The organism is Nocardiopsis sp. NPDC006832 (assembly GCF_040635885.1).
Taxonomy (GTDB): domain Bacteria; phylum Actinomycetota; class Actinomycetes; order Streptosporangiales; family Streptosporangiaceae; genus Nocardiopsis.
In genome coordinates this window covers 87,111-104,901 of the sequence record NZ_JBEYLC010000016.1, presented here as the reverse complement: position 1 = coordinate 104,901, position 17,791 = coordinate 87,111, and the positions used below count along the sequence as shown (strand labels likewise).

Genomic DNA, 17,791 nt, shown 5'->3' with positions numbered 1-17,791 from the left:
GCGTCCCTGCCACCCCATAAGGGGTGTCTGGACGGAGGAGTCCACCCCAGCAGCCGGTTGGGCGCTACCTCCAAGCCCGGTCCTTCAGGGCCGGGTCAAGTTGACGCCATGTTCGCTCCTGTTGTGCCTCCCGACCACGGCAGCACCCGCGAAAACCCCATCCGACTCGGCCCTCGCCGCCGGACCTTCCCTGGTCGACCGGTGCGTCCAGCACGCTCCTCACGACCGGAGGCCGACCAGTGAGGCACTGTCCCTCCACAGAGCGTCCCTCACCTTGTCGTCGCGAGCGAGTTTCGAGGGCTCCAGCCAAGTGAGCGCATCGCGTCGAACAGCCGCGTAGTAGCGCCCGGCGGGCGGGTCCACCCTCCCCAGCGCGATCGCGCCCAAGTGGGCACCGCCCGCCTCTTTGCTGTTGTAACGCCGCACCATCCGGCGGAGGAGGCCGCCAAAGACCCGCCAGGCGACGTTGGCCACCGCAGGCGCGTTGCGAAGCAGCCCGGTTCCGGGCGTAGGGCCCGGGTCGTACGCCAGGACGGTCACGTTCTTGGCCACCACCTCCGGCCGCAGCGCCAGAGCGCGCACAGCCAAGATCGTGCAGAGCTTCGCCGAGGAGTAGGCCCTCCCAGCCGCTACACGCGGCTCGACGTCACGCTCCGGGTCGCGGTCGGGACGGGCCAGCAGGGTGGCATCGGCATGACGAGGCGGCGGGAGCATCGTGTTCTCCTCCGGATCATGCGTACCGCTTGTGGTCATCGACACCACGGCGCCATCTGCCAGCCGGGGCACCAGCAACCGGAGCAGGAGGTAATGGGCGAGGTAGTTGACGACGAAGCTCGTCTCGAACCCGTCGGGCGTGCGCCCGTCGCCGTTCGGCTGATTCTCACCGGCGTTGAGGACCAGGGCGTCGATCTCGCCGGCACCGAGCCGGTCGTTCACCCCGTCGACGAAGGAACGCACGTCCGCTAGCCGTGTCAGGTCGAGCGGGAGGGATTCGGCACCGTCCGGCGCCTGTCCACGCGTTCCAAGAAGAAGGCGTGTGTCCGGAGCGGCGAGGACCTGTCCCGCCGCCACCTCTCCGATGCCGGATGTTCCGCCGGTCATCACGATCGTTCTCATCAGGGACGCACCTCGCTACAGCAATAACTTGAGTGGGAACTCCGCTTAATATAATGAGTGGAGACTCGACTTAGCAAGGCCTCCGCGGCCCGGTAGTAACGTGAGTGGCCCTGGTAGCCGCTTGTCCGAGATGAGACCGATGGAACGACAGACCCCGGCGACCGCCGCCCCTCAGCGGACGTCGCTGCGCGCCGACGCACGCCGAAACCGTGAACGAGTCCTCGACGCCGCCGACGCCGTCTTCTCCGAGTTCGGCCCGGCCGCCTCCACGGAGGAGGTGGCCCGACGGGCAGGGGTCTCCATCGGAACGGTGTTTCGGCACTTCCCCACGAAGGAGGCGCTGATCGAGGCGGTCGTGGTCGGGCGGCTCGCTCAGCTGACCACGGAGGCCGAGCGGCTCGCCGACGCCGTGGACGCGGACGCGGCCTTCCTCGCCTTCTTCCATCGCTGGATCGAGCTCTCAGCGACGAAGTACGAGTTCGCGGGGGCACTCTCTCGCTCCGGCACCGATGTGCAAGAGATCAGGGACACCCATCCGGACGTCGGGCGCAAGCTGCACGAGGCCGTGGGCGTTCTGCTCACCCGGGCACAGCACACCGGTGGTATCCGGCGGGACGTGGGCGCGTCAGAGGTCATCGCGCTGATGGTCGGAGCGTCTCGGGCGCACGAACACGTCGGCCTCGACGCCGACCAGCGCGCGCGCCTCCTCTCAGTGACCATCGACGGCCTGCGCGGTCCGCGACCTTCCTAATCCGAATGACACGATCCTGAACGACCGTGAATTCCGCGAACACGGGGCCGTGTTCGGCGACCTCCCACGCCGTGGCCCACTTTCGAGAAAGAGCCACTCGGGTCGCGGCCGTTCAGGAGGTCGGATACTGCTGCGCTTGAAGCAGGCGCGCGAGGTGCGCGGCGTTGCGGGCCGCCGTCGCCGTGGTGGTCGCCACGGCCTCCGGAGTGCTGTCGAGGTCGATGTAGTCCTTCGGGTTCATCGCCTCGGAGTTCCAGTAGGTGGACCCTGTGGCGGGGATGGTGAACCCGGTGTCGCTCAACGCCTGCACGCAGTCCGCGACGATCTTGTGCGCTCCGTCCTCGTTACCGACGACGGCCACCACGGCGACCTTGCCGTACATCGACGGCCGCCCCTGGTCGTCGGTCTCGGAGAGTTCGGCGTTGATCCGCTCCAGCACCCGCTGGGCGACACTCGACATGTGGCCCACCCAGGTGGGCGTGGCCAGGATCAGGATGTCGGAGTCCACAAGCTTCTGCCGGAGTCCCGGCCATTCATCGCCCTGCCCCATGTCGACCGCCACACCGGGGCTGACCCGGTGATCGACGACCCGCACCGACTCGCCCCGCACGCCGTGGCCGGAGAGTTCGTCGAGCACTTGCCGGGCGAGCAACTCACTGCTGGAAGGGTCCGGAGTGGGCTTGAGACTGCATACCAGGGCGAGGGCCCGCAGATCGGAAGACATGGCGGCACCCTACCCATCTCCGGTCTTGTTCTTCTGCAAGCGCGGCGCTTCGACGGGCCATTTCACGGAAACGTGGTGTCAATCAGTCCTCGTCGACGGGCCTGCGGGAAGAAGCCATGAGTCATTACCGGGGTCGGCGGCAGGTTGTGCCCCTGACCCGTGAGGACCCTACGAGGTGTCATCGGGCACCGCCGACCACCCGTGGGTGCTCCGTTCGTGCTCCGCGGTTTTGGACCGGGACGACACCGGGTGGCAGACCGTGGCACGGGACGGCATCACGCTTCGGATGGGGGCGGTACGGCACCAGGGCGCCGGACCTTCTCGTCCGATGCCGCGCGTGGGTCTCTTCGTGCATTCGATCGGCACCGCACCGGGAAACCTGAGGCACCGAAGCCGCAAGGGCTTCACTGTGACCGGAAGCGTCCCGGGCTCATCCCGGTGACCCTCCTGAAGGCCGTGCTGAACGAACTGGCCGAGCGGAAACCCACCCGTTCGGCGACCTCCTCGATACCCTCCCCGCGGGCGAGCATCACGATCGCGTGCTGGGCGCGGGCGGTCGCGCTCCACTGGGCGAAACCCATCCCGGTCTCGGCGTGGAAGGCTCGGGTGAGGGTCCGCGAGCTCACCCCCAGACGTGTGGCCCAGGCGGCCATGGTGGTGGTGTCGGCCGGGTCCTCGCGCAGGGTGTCGACGATCGGCCGCAGCAGGCCGGACTCCGGAAAGCGCAGCAGGAATTCGTGTTCGGCCGGGGCGAGCACGTCCAGCACCATCGACTCGGCCTTGGCGCGAGATTGGGGGGTGAGCTCCTCCTCCCCCAGCCGGCCGAGCAGCAGTTTGAGCAGCGGGGTGACCTCGACCGCGACCGGGCGGTCGGAGAGTGGCGCGACCTCGCGGACGCTGAAGTGGGCGGCCCTGTGCCAGGTGCCCGAGGGGGTCCATCCCGAGTGCGGCACGCCCGCCGGGATCCATAGCCCCACCGAAGGGGTGATGGACCACAGGCGCGGGCCCACGGTGGCAGAGGAGGCGCCCCGTTCGTTCCAGAGGAGTTCGTGGGTGGGGTGGGAGTGCTCCTCCCAGAAGGTGTCCTGCGCGATGACCTCGACGCTGCCCCGCATCACGAAGGGCACGTCGATCTCACCGGCGGCGTAGCGGGGCAGTCTGCGGCTGTCGGAACCGGCGCGCCGGGCGGTGCGGGGATCGGATACGGGCACCTCACCAGGGTACGCGGCGTCGATCGGGGCGGAGTGGGGCGAAACTATGTTTAGAATGAAAACCGTTTTCATTACCTGATTCGGACGACCCCCCGGAAAGCGAGGACGGATGCGGCACGCCACCGCTCCCCCCGACGCACCACCCCACCTGCCCCCGGCCCCCTCTCCCCCACCCCGGGGCCGTCGCCTGGCCACCCCCGCCGGGACCGCGGCCACCGCGCTGGTGCTCGCGGTCCTCCTGGCCGTCTCCGCGCTCCTGGCCGTCGGCCTGGGCACGGCCGTGGTCCCGCCCGCCGAGACCGCCCGCTACCTGTGGGCGGCCCTGACCGGAGGCACCATCTCCGCCGAGGAGGTCACCCGCTACCAGGTCGTCTGGCAGATCCGCACACCCCGCGTCCTGCTCGCGGCCGTGGTCGGCGCCGGTCTGGGCGCCGTCGGTGTGGCCGTTCAGGCCATGGTCCGCAACGCCCTGGCCGACCCCTACATCCTCGGCGTCTCCTCCGGCGCCTCCGTGGGCGCCGTGCTGGTCGGAGCACTCGGCGGACTCTCCCTGCTGGGCATCTACGCCGTATCCGCCGGGGCGTTCGCGGGTGCCCTGGTCGCCACCCTGCTCGTGTACGTCATCGCGCACGGCCGCGCCGGAGTCACCCCGCTGCGCCTGGTCCTGACCGGGGTGGCGCTGTCCTTCGGCTTCCAGGCGGTCATGAGCGTGATCGTCTACCTCGCCCCCAGCAACGAGGCCACCAGCACCGTCCTGTTCTGGACCATGGGCGGCTTCGGCGCCGCCACCTGGGGTTCGCTGCCGGTCGTGGCCGTCACCGTCCTGGTCGGTGTGGTGCTGTTGCGCGGCCTGGCCCGGCCGCTCGACGTCATGGCGCTGGGCGACGAGACCGCCGCGAGTCTGGGAGTGGACGCCCACCGTCTGCGCCGGTGGTTGTTCGTCCTCACCGCGGTGATGACCGGCGCGATGGTCGCGGTCAGCGGCGCCATCGGGTTCGTCGGGCTGGTGGTCCCCCACATCGTGCGCATCCTCGTGGGCGCCGACCATCGCCGAGTGCTGACCGTCGCCCCGCTCGCGGGTGCGGTCCTGATGGTGTGGGTCGACCTGGCATCCCGAACCGTGGTCGCACCGCGCGAACTCCCCTTGGGCGTGATCACCGCGCTCATCGGGGTGCCCGTGTTCCTGGTCCTGATGCGCCGTCGCGGCTACCTCTTCGGAGGACGCTGATGGAGACGACACCGATGGACCTGCGACTCGACGACCTCTCGGTCGACCTGGGCGGACGAACGATCCTGCGCGCCCTGACCCTGGACGTTCCCGCGGGTCAGGTGGTGGGCCTGGTCGGCCCCAACGGTTCGGGCAAGTCCACCGCGCTGCGCTGTGTCTACCGGGCCTTGACGCCCGCCGGTGGCCGGGTCCTGGTCGGTGAGGACGACCTCACCGCGATGGGGCTGCGCGACGCCGCCCGCCACGTGGCCGCCCTGACCCAGGACAGCGGCAGCGATCTCGACTTCACCGTCGCCGAACTCGTGGCCCTGGGGCGGGCCCCGCACCTGCGCGGCAACCAGCCGCTCAGTGCCCGCGAACGGGAGCTGTGCCACCGGGCCATGGAACGCATGGAGGTCTCCCACCTGGCCGGGCGCGGGGTGCTGGAGCTGTCCGGCGGCGAACGTCAGCGGGTGCTGGTCGCCCGCGCCCTGGTCCAGGAACCCCGGGTCCTGGTGCTGGACGAGCCCACCAACCACCTGGACGTGCGCCACCAGTTGGACCTGTTGGCCCTGTTGCGCGAGGTGGGCGTGACCGTGCTGGTGGTCCTGCACGACCTCAACCTGGCCGCCGCGGCCTGCGACGTCGTCGGGGTGCTGGCTGAGGGCTCCCTGGTGGCCGCCGGTCCACCCGAGAAGGTCCTGACCGAACACACCCTGCGCGAGGTCTTCGGGGTGGAGGCCACCGTCGTGGCCCACCCCCTGACCGGCGACACCCAACTGCTGTACCGGCTCCCCTCCACGAAAGGCCCCCGATGAACCGTAAGAAGCGCACCGTCCTCCTGCCCGTGGCCGCGACCACGGTCCTGCTCGCCGGCTGCGGCGCGCAGGTCGAGGAGCCCTCCCAGGCGGCGCTGGACACCACCACCGTCAAGCGCTGCGGCGAGGAGGTGGAGTACCGCACCCCCGAGCGGGTGGTGGCCTACGAGGCGGGCAGCGCCGACAAGCTGTTCGCGCTCGGCCTGGCCGACCACGTGCACGGGTACGTGATGCCGCCGGCCAACCCGCCGGTGGAGGAGTCCCCGTGGGCGGACGACTACGCGAGCGTGGAGTTCCTCAGCGACGACCTGCTCAACCGGGAACTGGTCGTGGACGCCGAGGCCGACATGGTCGTGGCCGGGTGGAACTCCGGCTTCAGTGACGAGCGCGGCATCACGTCGGAGATCCTGGACGGGCTCGATGTCCAGAGCTTCATGCACACCGAGTCCTGCTTCAACTACCCCGGTCATCCCGAGCGGGTGACGCCCTTCGAGGGTCTGTACACCGACCTGGAGCGGATGGGCGAGATCTTCGGGGTGCCAGAGCGCGCCGAGGAGCTGGTGGCCGACTACCGCTCGCGCGTGGAGACGGTGGTCGAGCAGGCCCCCGAGGGCGACCCGGTCCCGGTGTTCCTGTACGACTCGGGCACCGACCAGCCCTTCACCGCGGGCAACCAGGTCCCGCCCGACGACATCATCTCCCACGCCGGTGGCGAGAACATCTTCGGTGACCTGGAGGAACGCTGGACCCAGGTGGGCTGGGAGTCCGTGGTGGAGGCCGAGCCCGAGGTGATCATCATCCTCGACTACGGCGACCAGCCCGCCGAGGACAAGATCGACTTCCTCACCTCCTCCCCGACCATGGCCGAGGTTCCGGCGGTGGCGGAGGAGAACTTCTTCGTCCTGGACTACAACGAGGGCATCTCGGGGCCGCGCAACATCGACGGTCTGGAGAAGTTCGCCGAGTACCTGCGCGAGTTCGACCAGAACCGAGGCTGATGTCCGAAACCTCGGACGGTTCCTCGCTTTGACCCCTGTGAGGGCCGGGTCACCTCCTGATTCACCAGGTTTTAGGTGTGGAAGCCCGGTCCTTCAGGGACGAGAGGAAACGCCCCAGCCCACCCTTCCTGGCTACCAAAGACCGGAAAAACACGGAGAAGTTCTCTGATTCGGCCCCACGCCCCGGTCGGGGGTGATTAACGTGTTGGCTCATGAAGCTGGTGGTGCGGGTCAAGCTGCTGCCTTCGCCGGAACAGGCGCAGGCACTGCAAGCGACCCTGCGCGCCTGCAACGAGGCGGCCGACCACGCTTCCCAGGTGGCTCAGAGCACCGGAGCGACGGACAAGTACCTCCTACAAAAGGCCGTCTACCACGAGCTGAAGGGCCGGTTCGGTTTGTCGGCGCAGCCGACGGTGCGGGTCATCGGCAAAGTGTGCGATGCCTACACCACCCGGCACGCGAACCTGAAAGCCGGCAACCTTGGACGGAAGGGCTCCCAGCGACGGAAGCGGGTGGCATCCACTCCGATCGGTTTCCGCTCCGATGCCGCACAACCGTTCGACGATCGATGTCTGTCCTGGCAGATGGACGCCCGCACCGTCTCCATCTGGACCGTGTCCGGGCGGATGAAGAACCTGGACTTCACCACCTCCCCCGATCAACTGAAGCTGTTGACCGAGTACCGGCAGGGTGAGAGCGACCTGCTCTGCCAGGACGGGCAATGGTTCCTGGCGGCCACCTGCGAGGTGCCCGAACGGGTGGAGAACCCCGATCCGGTGGGGTTCGTGGGGGTGGATCTGGGGATCGTGGAGATCGCCACCACCTCCACCGGGGACCGGTTCGCCGGACGCCACCTGAACCGGCAGCGCAGGCAACAGAACGAACTCCGAGCCAAACTCCAACGGAAGAACACCAAGAGCGCCAAACGGGTGTTGAAACGCCTGCGCCGCCGGGAAACACGGCGAGCACGGGATGTGAACCACACGATTTCCAAGCGCATCGTGGAGCGGGCCGAACGCACCGATCACGGCATCGTCCTAGAAGACCTTCGGGGCATCCGTGGCCGAGTACGGCAGGCCAAGAGAAACCGCTCGGCGTTGCATTCGTGGAGTTTCGCGCAGTTGCGGGACTTCGTTACCTATAAGGCTCGCAGGGTTGGGGTTCCGGTCCTGGTGGTGGATCCGGCCTACACCTCCCAGACCTGCTCGGAGTGCGACCACACCAGCAGACGCAACCGGCCCTCCCGGAACCGGTTCGTGTGCCAAAGCTGTGGTGTGATGCTGCACGCCGATGTCAATGCTTCACGCAACCTCGCCCACCGAGGCCAGGCCGCGTGGAACGCGGGGCGCCAGTCAACCGCCCCCACACCCACCAGATAGTTGGGTGTGTAAGACGCGGGAGGTGCGACCCATCCACCAGATGGGCGCCTACCCGCAAGCCCGTGGACTTCAGCCACAGGTAGTTGACTGCCGGAATTCGTTGGTTCGGCGGTGGATCGGGAGGCACACGGGTGAGCGAGCACAAGACCGTCCAGAGGACCCCCGAGATCTGGCGTCTGGTGGTCTACAGCGCCATCGGCGTTCTCATGTTCTTCGTGCCGTTGACCATCGGCGGGGAGAACGCCATCCCGCTGGACCACCTGGTCCGGCTGATCCAGGCCGGTCTCGGCCCGACCCTCCCCTACGTCATCCTGCTGCTCATCGCCGCCGGGACCGTGCTCCCCTTCGCCACCGGCGAATGGCGCGGCACCCGCGTGAAGTCGCTGTTCGCGCTGCTCAACGTGGTCGGTCTGCTCACCGCGTCCATGGTGGTGTTCGACCTGGGCCCGGCCTGGCTGCTGGACGAGGACCTGGCGCCGTTCCTGTTCGACTCGGTGGCCGTCAACGTGGGTCTACTCGTACCGGTGGGCGCGGTCTTCCTCGCCATGCTGGTGGGCTACGGCCTGATGGAGTTCGTCGGAGTGCTGCTGCAGCGGGTGATGCGCCCGGTGTGGCGGGTGCCGGGCCGGTCCGCGGTGGACGCGGCGGCCTCGTTCGTGGGCAGCTACTCGCTGGGGCTGCTCATCACCGACCGCGTGTATCGGTCGGGACGCTACACCGGGCGGGAGGCCGCGATCATCGCGGTCGGGTTCTCCACCGTTTCGGTGACGTTCATGGTGGTCATCGCCAACACGCTCGACCTGATGGACGTCTGGCTGACCTACTTCTTCCTGACGTTCTTCGTCACCTACGCGATCACCGCGATCCAGGTGCGCGTTCCCCCGCTGAGCAGTGTCCCCGACGTGCCCTACCCCGAGGCGACCCCACAGCCGGAAGACGACGAGGGCGGCCGGCGCCTGCACCGGGCCTGGGAGGAGGCGAAGGCGGCCCTGCGCGCGGCTCCCTCCCTGCCGCGCAACGTCGGCGCCAACTTCATGGACGGCCTGCGGATGTCCATGTCGATCCTGCCGTCGATCATGTCGGTGGGCACGATCGGCCTCGTTCTGGCCCGGCACACCCCCGTCTTCGACCTGCTCTCGTACGTGTTCGTGCCCTTCACCTGGGTGGTGGGGAGCTCGGATCCGCAGCTGGCCGCCAAGGCGCTGTCGGTGGGCGTCGCCGAGGTGTTCCTGCCCGCCACCGTGGCCGCCGGATCCGACGACCAGGTGCTGCGCCTGACGGTGGGCGTGGTGTCGGTGGCCTCCATCGTGTTCTTCTCCGCCCTGGTCCCCTGCGTGCTGGCCACGAAGATCCCCCTGTCGGTGGGGCGGCTGGTGGTGATCTGGTTCCAACGCGTGGTCCTCGGCATTCTCATCACCGGCCCCCTCGCCCATCTCCTGGTCGGCCTGTGACCCCCGGTCACGCGCTCAGAGGTGATCGTCGCCCGTCCCTTCCGGAGAGGGGTCGTCCGCCAGAAGGCGATGGGCCCGGCGCAGCACCTCGATCTGCGCCGGGTTGTACAGGTCCGCCAGTGCTCGGGTGATGATCTCCATGGCGTCCCGCTCCCGGCCCAGGACGAAGGGCGCCGGGTCCTCCGCCGAGGGGTACTCCTCGCGGATGGCGCCGAGCACCGGCGCGAGGTGCTCGGCGACCGCCTGCACGGTGTCCTCGTCGGCGTTCGCGGACAGGGTGTTGAACTCGGCGTCCACCTCCCGATGCCGGGCGGACATCTCCCGCATGTCCTGGACGAACTCCTCGACGAACAGCTGCGAGGAGACCATGATCATCGCCCGGTCCGCGTCGGTCAGGTGCGAGGCGACCGCCTCGAACCCCGGGGGAACGTCCGCCGACGCGTGGTGGCGCAGCAGGTCGGCGAGCTCGGCGCGGATGGCCCGCCTGCGCTCGATGGACGCGGCCAGCTCGGCGTCGAGTGCGCGCACGGTGTCAACGAACCCGTCCTCCGACCCGTCCATCGAGGCGATCCGGGCCAGCGACATCCCGAGGTTCCGCAGCCGCCGGATCTGCAACAGCCGTACGAGGTGGCCGGTGCCGTAGCGCTTGTAGCCGTTCAGGGCGCGCTCGGGCTCCTCCAACAGGTCGATGGCGTGGTAGTGCCGGATGGTCTTGATGGTCGTGCCCGCCAGTTCGGCGAGCTCACGGGTGCTCCAAGACATCAGTGGAGGGGGTTCGGGCTCGGCATGGCCCCATTCTCCGTGATCGGGCGCCGGAACGGCAAAGGTGGGGCGGCTCCCCGGCGCGGTCGCGCTCCCCGGGCTTGACCATGCCCTTGGGGCATCGTTTGGGATGTCGGTGTCGACGACCACACCGAAGGAGCACGCCCATGGCCACCGAGGAACACCATCCCCGGCCCCGTCCTCGACGCGTCGAGGTCGAGGAGCTCTTCTCCGATCCGGCCTTCGCCAACCCGACCATCTCACCGGACGGCACGCGAATGGCCTACCTCGCGCCGGCCCACGGGCGGCTCAACGTGTGGGTGCGCGGGATCGACGAGGACCACGAACAGGCCCTCCGCGTCACCCACGACGAGCGACGAGGCGTCACGATCTACCACTGGTCCGACGACTCGCGTTGGCTGTTGTACCTGCAGGACACCGATGGCAACGAGGACTGGCACCTGTACCGGGTGGACCTGAAGGACCCGAACGCTCCGGCCGTCGACCTCACACCCTTGCCGCCCGGTTCCCGGGTGTTCGCGGTCGAGTCGTTCCCCGCACGCGCGGGGAGCGTGCTCGTGACGATGAACAAGCGGCCGACGGCCCTGGACCTGTTCCGGATCGACGTGGCCACGGGTGAGACGACCCCGCACCACGAGCAGACCGAACCCACGCAGAGCGTGCTGTTGGACCACGAGGGCGAACCGGCGTTCTCCTCCCGACTCACCGAGGACGGCACGATCGAGTTCTCGGCCATCGACCCGGTCTCGGGTGAACACCGACTCCTGAGGCGCGTGGGCGGGGCCGAGTATCCGTTGGGCGTCCATCCACAACTGGTGACCCCGGACGGCACGGGACTGGTCATCGGCGCCTACCTCGACTCGGACGACCTGCGACTGGTGCGCATCGACCGCGAGACCGGTGCGACGACCGTCATCGCCGCGCAGGAGGGGCGGAGCCTGGACACCATGGGCGGCATGGCCCCGGGCGTGCTGCCCCCGACGGTGTTCACCCGACGCGGCACCGGCGAGGTCCTCGCCGCCCGGTTCGTGGGACCGCGCCCGGGCATCGAGGTGCTCGACGAACGGTTCGCCGAGGTCTACGCGCGGCTGTCGGCCCTGTCCGACGGCGTTGTGGGGACGTTGTCCTCGGACGACTCGGGGCAGCGGTGGATCGTCACCTTCATCCATGACCGGGACCCCGCCGTGGCCTGGTTCTACGACCACGCCACCGGCCACAGCCGTCGCCTGTTCCGGCCCTTCCCGCACCTGGACCCGGCGGACCTCGCGCCGATGGAACCCATCGGGTTCGCCGCACGCGACGGGTTGCCGGTGCACGGGTTCCTCACCCTTCCGGTGGGTCTGGCCCCGAAGAGGTTGCCGCTGGTGCTGAACGTGCACGGCGGGCCGTGGGCACACGACACCTGGGGCTACAGCCCTCAGGCGCAGATCCTGGCCAACCGGGGTTACGCGGTGCTCCAGGTGAACTTTCGCGGCTCCACCGGGTACGGGCGGCGGCACACCGTCGCCGGGATCGGCGAGTTCGCCGGAGCGATGCAGGACGACCTGCTCGACGCCGTCTCGTGGGCGATCGACCAGGGGTACGCCGACCCGGACCGGATCGCCATCATGGGCGGCTCCTACGGCGGCTACGCGGCTCTGGTGGGTGTCACCGCCACCCCGGACCGTTTCGCGGCGGCCGTCGACTTCGTCGGGATCGCCGACCTGGCGAGCTTCATGCGCGACCTGCCGCCGTTCAGCCGTCCCTACCTGATGAACAACTGGTTCGCGTACGTGGGCGACCCCGAGGACCCCGCGCGGGCCGACGAGATCTCGGCGCGCTCACCCCTGTCCATGGTCGACAGGATCACCACGCCTTTGTTGGTCGCCCATGGCGCCAACGACGCCCGCGTGATGCGTTCGGAGTCCGACGGCATCGTCGACTCCCTTCGTGAGCGCGGGGTGCCGGTCGAGTACCTCGTCGCCGAGGACGAGGGACACGGTTTCGCCAACCCCGAGAACGAGATCCGGCTCCAGTACGCCATCGAGCGGCACTTCGCCGAGCACTTGGGCCACACCGGTCGACCCGAGACCGACGACGGGTGACCGGGTCGGGCCCTGGAGGAGAACCCCTCCTCCGGGGCCCGACCGACTCAGCCTTCCCTGTGCACGGCCTGTTCGGGGGCCGGGCGGCGGTCCCAGTCCATCCGGCACCAGGGTGGTTCCAGCCCGTCCGGATCGTCGATCTCCCGGGGGGAGAGATCGGCGACCGGGCGGGCCTCCTCATGTCGGGCGAACACCGAGTCCACGTACCGGTGCCCGGTGTCGGCGGCCACGAACACCACCCGTCTTCGTCCCGTGCGCGCCTCCCATCGAGCCACCAGGTAGGCGGCCCCGGTCGAGAGCCCCGCGAAGATCGCGTGCCGGCGCAGCAGGTCCACGCTGCCCGCCAGGGCCGCGTCGAACCCGGTCCAGTGCAGGGTGTCGTACAGGGTGTGGTCGACGTTGCCGAACGGGATGGAACTGCCGATGCCGGCGATGATGATCTGTGGGTCGGTGACGTGGTCGCTGGCGAAGGTGACGCTGCCGAACGGTTGCACCCCCACCAGTGGGGTGGCGGGGTCGCTCTCGCGCAGGTAGCGGGCGAGCGCCCCGGTGGAGGCCCCCGACCCCACCCCACCGACCAGGGTCAGGGGCTCCTCTCCCACGTCCTTGCGGATCTGTTCGGCCACCGCCCGGTATCCCAGCCCGTGGATGACGTCGTGGTATTGGCGCATCCAGTGGTACTCGGGGTGCTCGCGCAATACCTCCCTTACCCGCTGGACCCGCCGGTTCTGGTCCAGGCCCAGGTCGTCGGAGGGCGGCATCTGTTCCAGGGTCGCGCCGAGCACGGCCAGTTGCAGGCGCAGGGGTTGGTCGATGGTGGTGGATCCGATGATGTGACAACGCAGCCCGTAGCGGTGGGCGGCCAGCGCCAACCCGTAGGCGTAGATTCCGCTGGAGCTGTCCATGAGGGTGTCTCCGGGGCGGACGACCCCGGACTCCAGCAGGTGGCGCACCGCCGCGAGGGCGGAGGCCACCTTCATCGACTCGAAGCGCAGGCAGGCCAGGCCGCCGCCCAGGTCGATCAGATCAGGTCGGGCGATGGCTTCGGAAACGTGGTGGTCCAAGATCGCTCCCCGGTGCTGAGGGTTCTCGTGGAGGTGGAGAAGACACGGGTGGGGGTGAGCCCCTCCCAGCCGAGCCGGTCGACGGCCGCGTCGATGCGGGCACGCAGTTCGGGTCCGGGTTCGGCGGCGTCGAAGAGGAGTCCGGCTACGTTGCCGCTGTGCGCCACCTGGATACCGAGCGCCCCGCAGGAGCGGGCGGCGGCCCGTAGGGCGCCGAGCTCGGTTTTGGGCAGCACCCGCTGGTTGAGGATGGCGCTCTCGGTGCACACCCGCCCCACCCCGGCGGGGTCGTGTTCGTTGATAGCGGTGCGCAGCGCGGCACGCAGCCTCTCGTAGACGGCGATGTCCCCCGACCGTGCGGTACCCCGCAGGGCGAGGGTGTCGACGGGTTGACCGGAACCGGTCAGGCAGCCCACCACGGCGAGTTCGGGCAACGCCGCGCCCAACTCCTCCAGCACCCGGCCGCGACGCTGCGCGAACAGCAGCGGCCGCTCCCCGAACATGACCGGGTCGCTGGCGCCCTCTGCGGCCACCGCCACCCTCGCCACGATCGACGGTGCGAGCTCCACCCCGAGCCCGTCCGCGACCGCGCGCACGGCGGCGGTCACGTCACTGGTGGACGAACCCATGCCGAGCCCGGGCTCGGCACCGCCCCGCACGCTCAGGTAACCGCCGACCGGGGCGACGTCGCCCCGGCGGACGCACTCGGCGACGGCCAGTTCGGCGGCGCGCGCCGCCTTGGCGCGGTCGGGCGGGTCCACCACCACGCGCCGGGGGGCGCGGGTGGAGAACGGGGTGAACACCGCGTGGGTGGCGGGTTCGGCCATGGGCAGGGTGACCAGGCCACGGGTGGGTTCGCCCCGCCCGTCCAGGAAGATCCCCTGGAGTATCTCGCCGTGGTGGCAACTGGCCTGTCCGGTTCCGAGGGTCACTCCTCGGCCTCCTCGCGATATCGGTAGAGAGTGGTCGGTTCTGCGCTGAACTGGGAGAACGGGAAGGGTTCGGCGGACACCGCGGTGACGCCGAAGCCCAGGAAGGCTCGGGCGACGGCGCTGCCGCTCTGTGCGTAGACCACGAAGGGGAGGTCGCGTTCGCGGCAGCGTTCCAGGATGCGGTCGAAACTGCCGTTGCCCAGGGTCATGCCGGTGGCGACGACGGCGTCGGCCTTGGCCAGCACGTCCTCCATGTCGGTGTGGACCTCGTCGCCCCACTGGGTGCGGCGCAGGTTGAGGTCGCAGGGAAGGCACTCGCCGCCGCGTTCGCGGATGGCGGCGACGAGGGGGTTGACGACGCCGATGAGGGCGACGCGTCTGTTGTCGGGGGCGGGCAGCAGGCCGGCGATGGCGCGGTCGCGGGCCACGGCGCGTTCCTCGGGGGTTCCGTACGGAAGGGTGACGGCTTCGGCGCGCGGGTCCTCGCGGTGGGGTGTGGCCTGGCCGAGGTAGGCGTCCAGGGCGGCGAGGCGGACGGGTGCGGGCCCTTGGAGGAGGTCGACGAGGGGACGGCCGGACAGGTCGGCGCAGATCGCCGGGTCGAGTTCGCCGGCCTCGAACGCGCACGCGCCGAAGGCCCGGCCGATCCGGACCAGGACGTACTGGTTGAGGTAGGTGACGTCGCCGCCGGCCAGGCGGGTGCCGTGGTGGACCCAGAAGACGCTGGTGGCGACGGGGAGGTCGGGGGTGGCCAGGACGGACTGTCGGAGTTCTTCGAGGTCTCTCATCGGACGGCCTCCACGTTCGGTCCGGGATCCGCGGTCGTGGCGGCTTCGGAGATCGTGCCGGGCTCTCGGGCCAGACGGAACAGGTAGGTGAGGACCCCGTCGTCCCAGTCGTGCAGGTGGTGGATGTTCGCGGTGAAGCCGACGGTGGCGGCGTGGCCGATGATGTGGCGCAGGTCGGCGGTGTTGGAGGCGACGAAGTACACCTCGCCGTCGGGTGCGAGGAGGTCGCGTTCGGCGAGTTGGGTGAAGAAGGCATCGGTGACGGGGGTGCCCGCGCACACGTTGCGGACGATGTCGGGATCGTCGCTGACCGGTCGGCTGACGGCGGGCGGGTTGAAGGTGACCGTGTCCAGGCGTGTGCCGTCGGGTAGAGCCTCGAAGAGGTCGCCGACCCGGGGCAGGAACTCCGTGGCGCCGTCGGTGCCGACGATCCGGTGGTAACCGGCCTCGGTGGCGGCGACGCTGGCGGGGTGGACGTCCAGCGCGTGCACGCGGGCGGCGCCGCGCAGACCCGCCACGATCGCCTCCACGCCGAGCCCGACGCCCATGGCCGCGTAGACGCGTCCGCGCACGTCGATGTCGTCGTCGAGGACGCGCTGGTGGATCATCCGGCTGGTGGCGCCGGGGATGAAGACGCCCGGGGGGACGTCGAACTCCCAGCCGTTCCAGGTGTAGGCGCGGTGGGTGTGCAGGTCGGCCTTGGGTTTGTTGAGGGCGATGATCTGCTCGGCGGGCAGCGGTGGGGGCAACTGGTCGAGGAGGGAGGGGTTCACCCGGATCCTTTCGGTGGGGCTGGATCGGACATGGGCGGGGCGGGGGTCACGGCTTCCGGGGAGCGACTATAACGACAATGAAAATCGTTGTCACGCAAATGGATGGAATCGGCGAGTGGATCGGTCGGTCGGCCCGCTCGCCGGACCGGCTCACGGACGCCGGGCGCCCGCGCGCCCCCACGAGTCGTTCCCCCCACCACGGAGCGTCGAACCCCGGTCACCATGGGCCTTCCGCCACCCGAGGTCAGCCGCACGCGACCTCCACCGAAAGGCCGCTACGCATCGAAACCGGGAGCATCTCGGGGCGAGCCGGCGGGCCGGGGCATCGCCTGAGACCAAGCCCCGGCGACCCGGGCGAGGTGATACACACGAAGATGCGCGCAACTGATTATCGTTTTCACTAGAGTAGTGCGCGACCACACTCGAACCGACCAGAGATGAGAACCACCCGTGTCCTCGACGACGTCGCCGCCGAACACGACCGGGCCCCGGCGCCCCTCCCCCCTGCTGCGCCCGGACTTCGTACGCCTGTGGTGCGCCACCACCGCGTCCGGCATGGCCACCTGGGCCATGCCGTTCATCCTCGGACTCGCCGTCCTGCACGGCTCACTGAGCGCCGTCGGCCTGGGCCTGGTGCTGGCCGCCCGAACCGCCGGATTCCTCGTCGCCGTACCCCTCGGTGGGCTACTCGCCGACCGTCACTCACGCCGCGCCGTGGTGCTGTGGTCCGGGCTCGCCGCCGCCGTGGCCACCCCGGTCCTGGCCGCCGGGCTGGGCACCTCCACCACTCTCATGGCCGTGGCCGCCGTCGTCGTGGGCGTGGGCCAGGGCGCCTGCCGGCCGGCCTTCCAGGCCCTGACCGCCGAGGTCGTCGCCGTCGAGGACCGTCAACAGGCCAATGCCGCCATGACCTTCTCGGTGCGCGTGGTCACCCTGCTCGCCCCCGGCCTGACCGCGCTGGCCGCCACCGTCAGCGGGCCCGCGACCCTGCTCCTGGTCACCGCCGGGTTGTGGTTGGCCGCCGCCCTGCTGCCGCGCGGCGCCGACGCCGTCCCCGGCTCCCCGCGCGAGCGCGCCCCCTTCCACGTGGAGTTCGCCGAAGGGCTCACCGAGGCCCGCCGCCACCCCTGGTTCCTGGCCGGACTGGCCGCCCTGACCACCGTCATCGCCCTCGGTTACTCGGCCACCAACGTGCTGCTTCCGCTGGCCAGCCGCGACCACTACGGCACCGAGGCCGTGCTCGCCGGCGCCCTGACCGCCTACACCGCGGGCGCCCTGGTCGGCGCGGTCCTGGTGTCCCGCTGGAAGCCCCGCGCGCAGGGTTGGTGGGCGCTGTTCGGACTGGGGCTCTACGCCTTGGCCCCGCTGAGTCTGGCGTTCCCGGTCGGCGCGGTGGTGGTGTTCGCCGCCTACGCGGTGGTGGGGCTGGGCGTGGAACTGTTCAACGTCCCGTGGTTCACCGCCGCCCAGCGCGAGGTCGCCCCCGACAAGCTCGCGCGGGTTTCGTCCTTGGACTTCCTGTTCGCCTACGGGTTCGCACCCGTGGGGCTGGCGCTGATCGCCCCGGCGGCCCAGGCGTTCGGCGCCGAGGCGGTGCTGCTGGGTTGTGCCGCGCTGTGCGTGGTCGTCCCGGCACTGGCGGCGCTGGCACCCGGGGCGAGGGACTTCCGGACCCGGCACGGGCGTGGCTGAACCCGTGCCGGGCGAGGGTC

At 69.9% G+C, this 17,791-nt stretch carries 16 protein-coding genes; 8 read left to right on the top strand and 8 right to left on the bottom strand.

What is annotated here, in order from left to right:
* Window positions 1–219: 219 nt before the first annotated feature.
* Window positions 220–1,116: an SDR family NAD(P)-dependent oxidoreductase gene (locus ABZ717_RS10635; protein ID WP_358508103.1), complete on the bottom strand. Its 897-nt coding sequence runs from the start codon at window positions 1,114–1,116 to the stop codon at window positions 220–222.
* A gap of 139 nt (window positions 1,117–1,255) precedes the next feature.
* Between ABZ717_RS10635 and ABZ717_RS10630 the strand changes: the two genes are divergently transcribed.
* Window positions 1,256–1,867 (top strand): helix-turn-helix domain-containing protein, encoded by a 612-nt coding sequence (locus ABZ717_RS10630; protein ID WP_358508101.1) that lies wholly within the window; start codon window positions 1,256–1,258, stop codon window positions 1,865–1,867.
* A 112-nt stretch (window positions 1,868–1,979) separates the two neighbouring features.
* Here ABZ717_RS10630 and ABZ717_RS10625 read toward each other — a convergent pair whose 3' ends face one another.
* Window positions 1,980–2,591, bottom strand: a complete 612-nt coding sequence (locus ABZ717_RS10625) for an NAD(P)H-dependent oxidoreductase (RefSeq protein WP_358508099.1) — start codon at window positions 2,589–2,591, stop codon at window positions 1,980–1,982.
* A 404-nt stretch (window positions 2,592–2,995) separates the two neighbouring features.
* Window positions 2,996–3,802 carry an AraC family transcriptional regulator gene (locus ABZ717_RS10620; protein WP_358508097.1) on the bottom strand — a complete coding sequence of 269 codons (807 nt, stop codon included), beginning with the start codon at window positions 3,800–3,802 and terminating at the stop codon, window positions 2,996–2,998.
* A gap of 109 nt (window positions 3,803–3,911) precedes the next feature.
* Here ABZ717_RS10620 and ABZ717_RS10615 point away from each other — a divergent pair, with 109 nt between their 5' ends.
* The 5 genes from ABZ717_RS10615 (at window position 3,912) to ABZ717_RS10595 (ending at window position 9,655) form a co-directional block, all read left to right on the top strand.
* Complete coding sequence (locus tag ABZ717_RS10615; protein WP_358508095.1) at window positions 3,912–5,030, top strand: iron ABC transporter permease; 1,119 nt, start codon at window positions 3,912–3,914, stop codon at window positions 5,028–5,030.
* A 14-nt stretch (window positions 5,031–5,044) separates the two neighbouring features.
* Window positions 5,045–5,827, top strand: coding sequence for an ABC transporter ATP-binding protein (locus ABZ717_RS10610; protein WP_358508105.1), 783 nt, complete (start codon window positions 5,045–5,047; stop codon window positions 5,825–5,827).
* The gene (locus ABZ717_RS10605; RefSeq protein ID WP_358508093.1) at window positions 5,824–6,825 is read left to right on the top strand and encodes an ABC transporter substrate-binding protein; all 1,002 of its coding nucleotides are present in this window, start codon (window positions 5,824–5,826) and stop codon (window positions 6,823–6,825) included. The genes ABZ717_RS10610 and ABZ717_RS10605 overlap by 4 nt, the downstream gene beginning before the upstream one ends.
* A 212-nt stretch (window positions 6,826–7,037) precedes the next feature.
* The gene (locus tag ABZ717_RS10600; protein WP_358508091.1) at window positions 7,038–8,204 is read left to right on the top strand and encodes a transposase; all 1,167 of its coding nucleotides are present in this window, start codon (window positions 7,038–7,040) and stop codon (window positions 8,202–8,204) included.
* A 131-nt stretch (window positions 8,205–8,335) separates the two neighbouring features.
* Window positions 8,336–9,655 (top strand): YjiH family protein, encoded by a 1,320-nt coding sequence (locus tag ABZ717_RS10595; RefSeq protein WP_358508089.1) that lies wholly within the window; start codon window positions 8,336–8,338, stop codon window positions 9,653–9,655.
* Window positions 9,656–9,670: 15 nt separating this feature from the next.
* On the opposite strand, the gene ABZ717_RS10590 is transcribed toward ABZ717_RS10595, so the two are convergent.
* A complete protein-coding gene (locus ABZ717_RS10590) occupies window positions 9,671–10,417 on the bottom strand; it encodes a MerR family transcriptional regulator (RefSeq protein WP_358508087.1) in 747 nt (248 codons plus the stop codon).
* A 167-nt stretch (window positions 10,418–10,584) separates the two neighbouring features.
* Here ABZ717_RS10590 and ABZ717_RS10585 point away from each other — a divergent pair, with 167 nt between their 5' ends.
* Window positions 10,585–12,522, top strand: a complete 1,938-nt coding sequence (locus ABZ717_RS10585; RefSeq protein ID WP_358508085.1) for a S9 family peptidase — start codon at window positions 10,585–10,587, stop codon at window positions 12,520–12,522.
* A gap of 47 nt (window positions 12,523–12,569) precedes the next feature.
* Here ABZ717_RS10585 and ABZ717_RS10580 read toward each other — a convergent pair whose 3' ends face one another.
* Genes ABZ717_RS10580 through ABZ717_RS10565 form a run of 4 tightly spaced genes read right to left on the bottom strand, consistent with a single transcriptional unit; the run spans window position 12,570 to window position 16,079 of the window.
* Window positions 12,570–13,586 carry a pyridoxal-phosphate dependent enzyme gene (locus tag ABZ717_RS10580; RefSeq protein ID WP_358508083.1) on the bottom strand — a complete coding sequence of 339 codons (1,017 nt, stop codon included), beginning with the start codon at window positions 13,584–13,586 and terminating at the stop codon, window positions 12,570–12,572.
* On the bottom strand, window positions 13,544–14,518 hold the full coding sequence (locus tag ABZ717_RS10575) for a GHMP kinase (RefSeq protein WP_358508081.1): 975 nt from the start codon (window positions 14,516–14,518) through the stop codon (window positions 13,544–13,546). The genes ABZ717_RS10580 and ABZ717_RS10575 overlap by 43 nt, the downstream gene beginning before the upstream one ends.
* Window positions 14,515–15,306, bottom strand: a complete 792-nt coding sequence (locus ABZ717_RS10570) for a DUF364 domain-containing protein (RefSeq protein ID WP_358508079.1) — start codon at window positions 15,304–15,306, stop codon at window positions 14,515–14,517. Before ABZ717_RS10570 ends, ABZ717_RS10575 begins: the two co-directional genes overlap by 4 nt.
* Entirely contained in the window at window positions 15,303–16,079 is a 777-nt protein-coding gene (locus ABZ717_RS10565) for a methyltransferase (protein ID WP_358508077.1), read from the bottom strand. Before ABZ717_RS10565 ends, ABZ717_RS10570 begins: the two co-directional genes overlap by 4 nt.
* A 450-nt stretch (window positions 16,080–16,529) precedes the next feature.
* On the opposite strand from ABZ717_RS10565, the gene ABZ717_RS10560 reads away from it, so the two are divergent.
* Complete coding sequence (locus ABZ717_RS10560; protein WP_358508075.1) at window positions 16,530–17,771, top strand: MFS transporter; 1,242 nt, start codon at window positions 16,530–16,532, stop codon at window positions 17,769–17,771.
* Window positions 17,772–17,791: the final 20 nt, after the last annotated feature.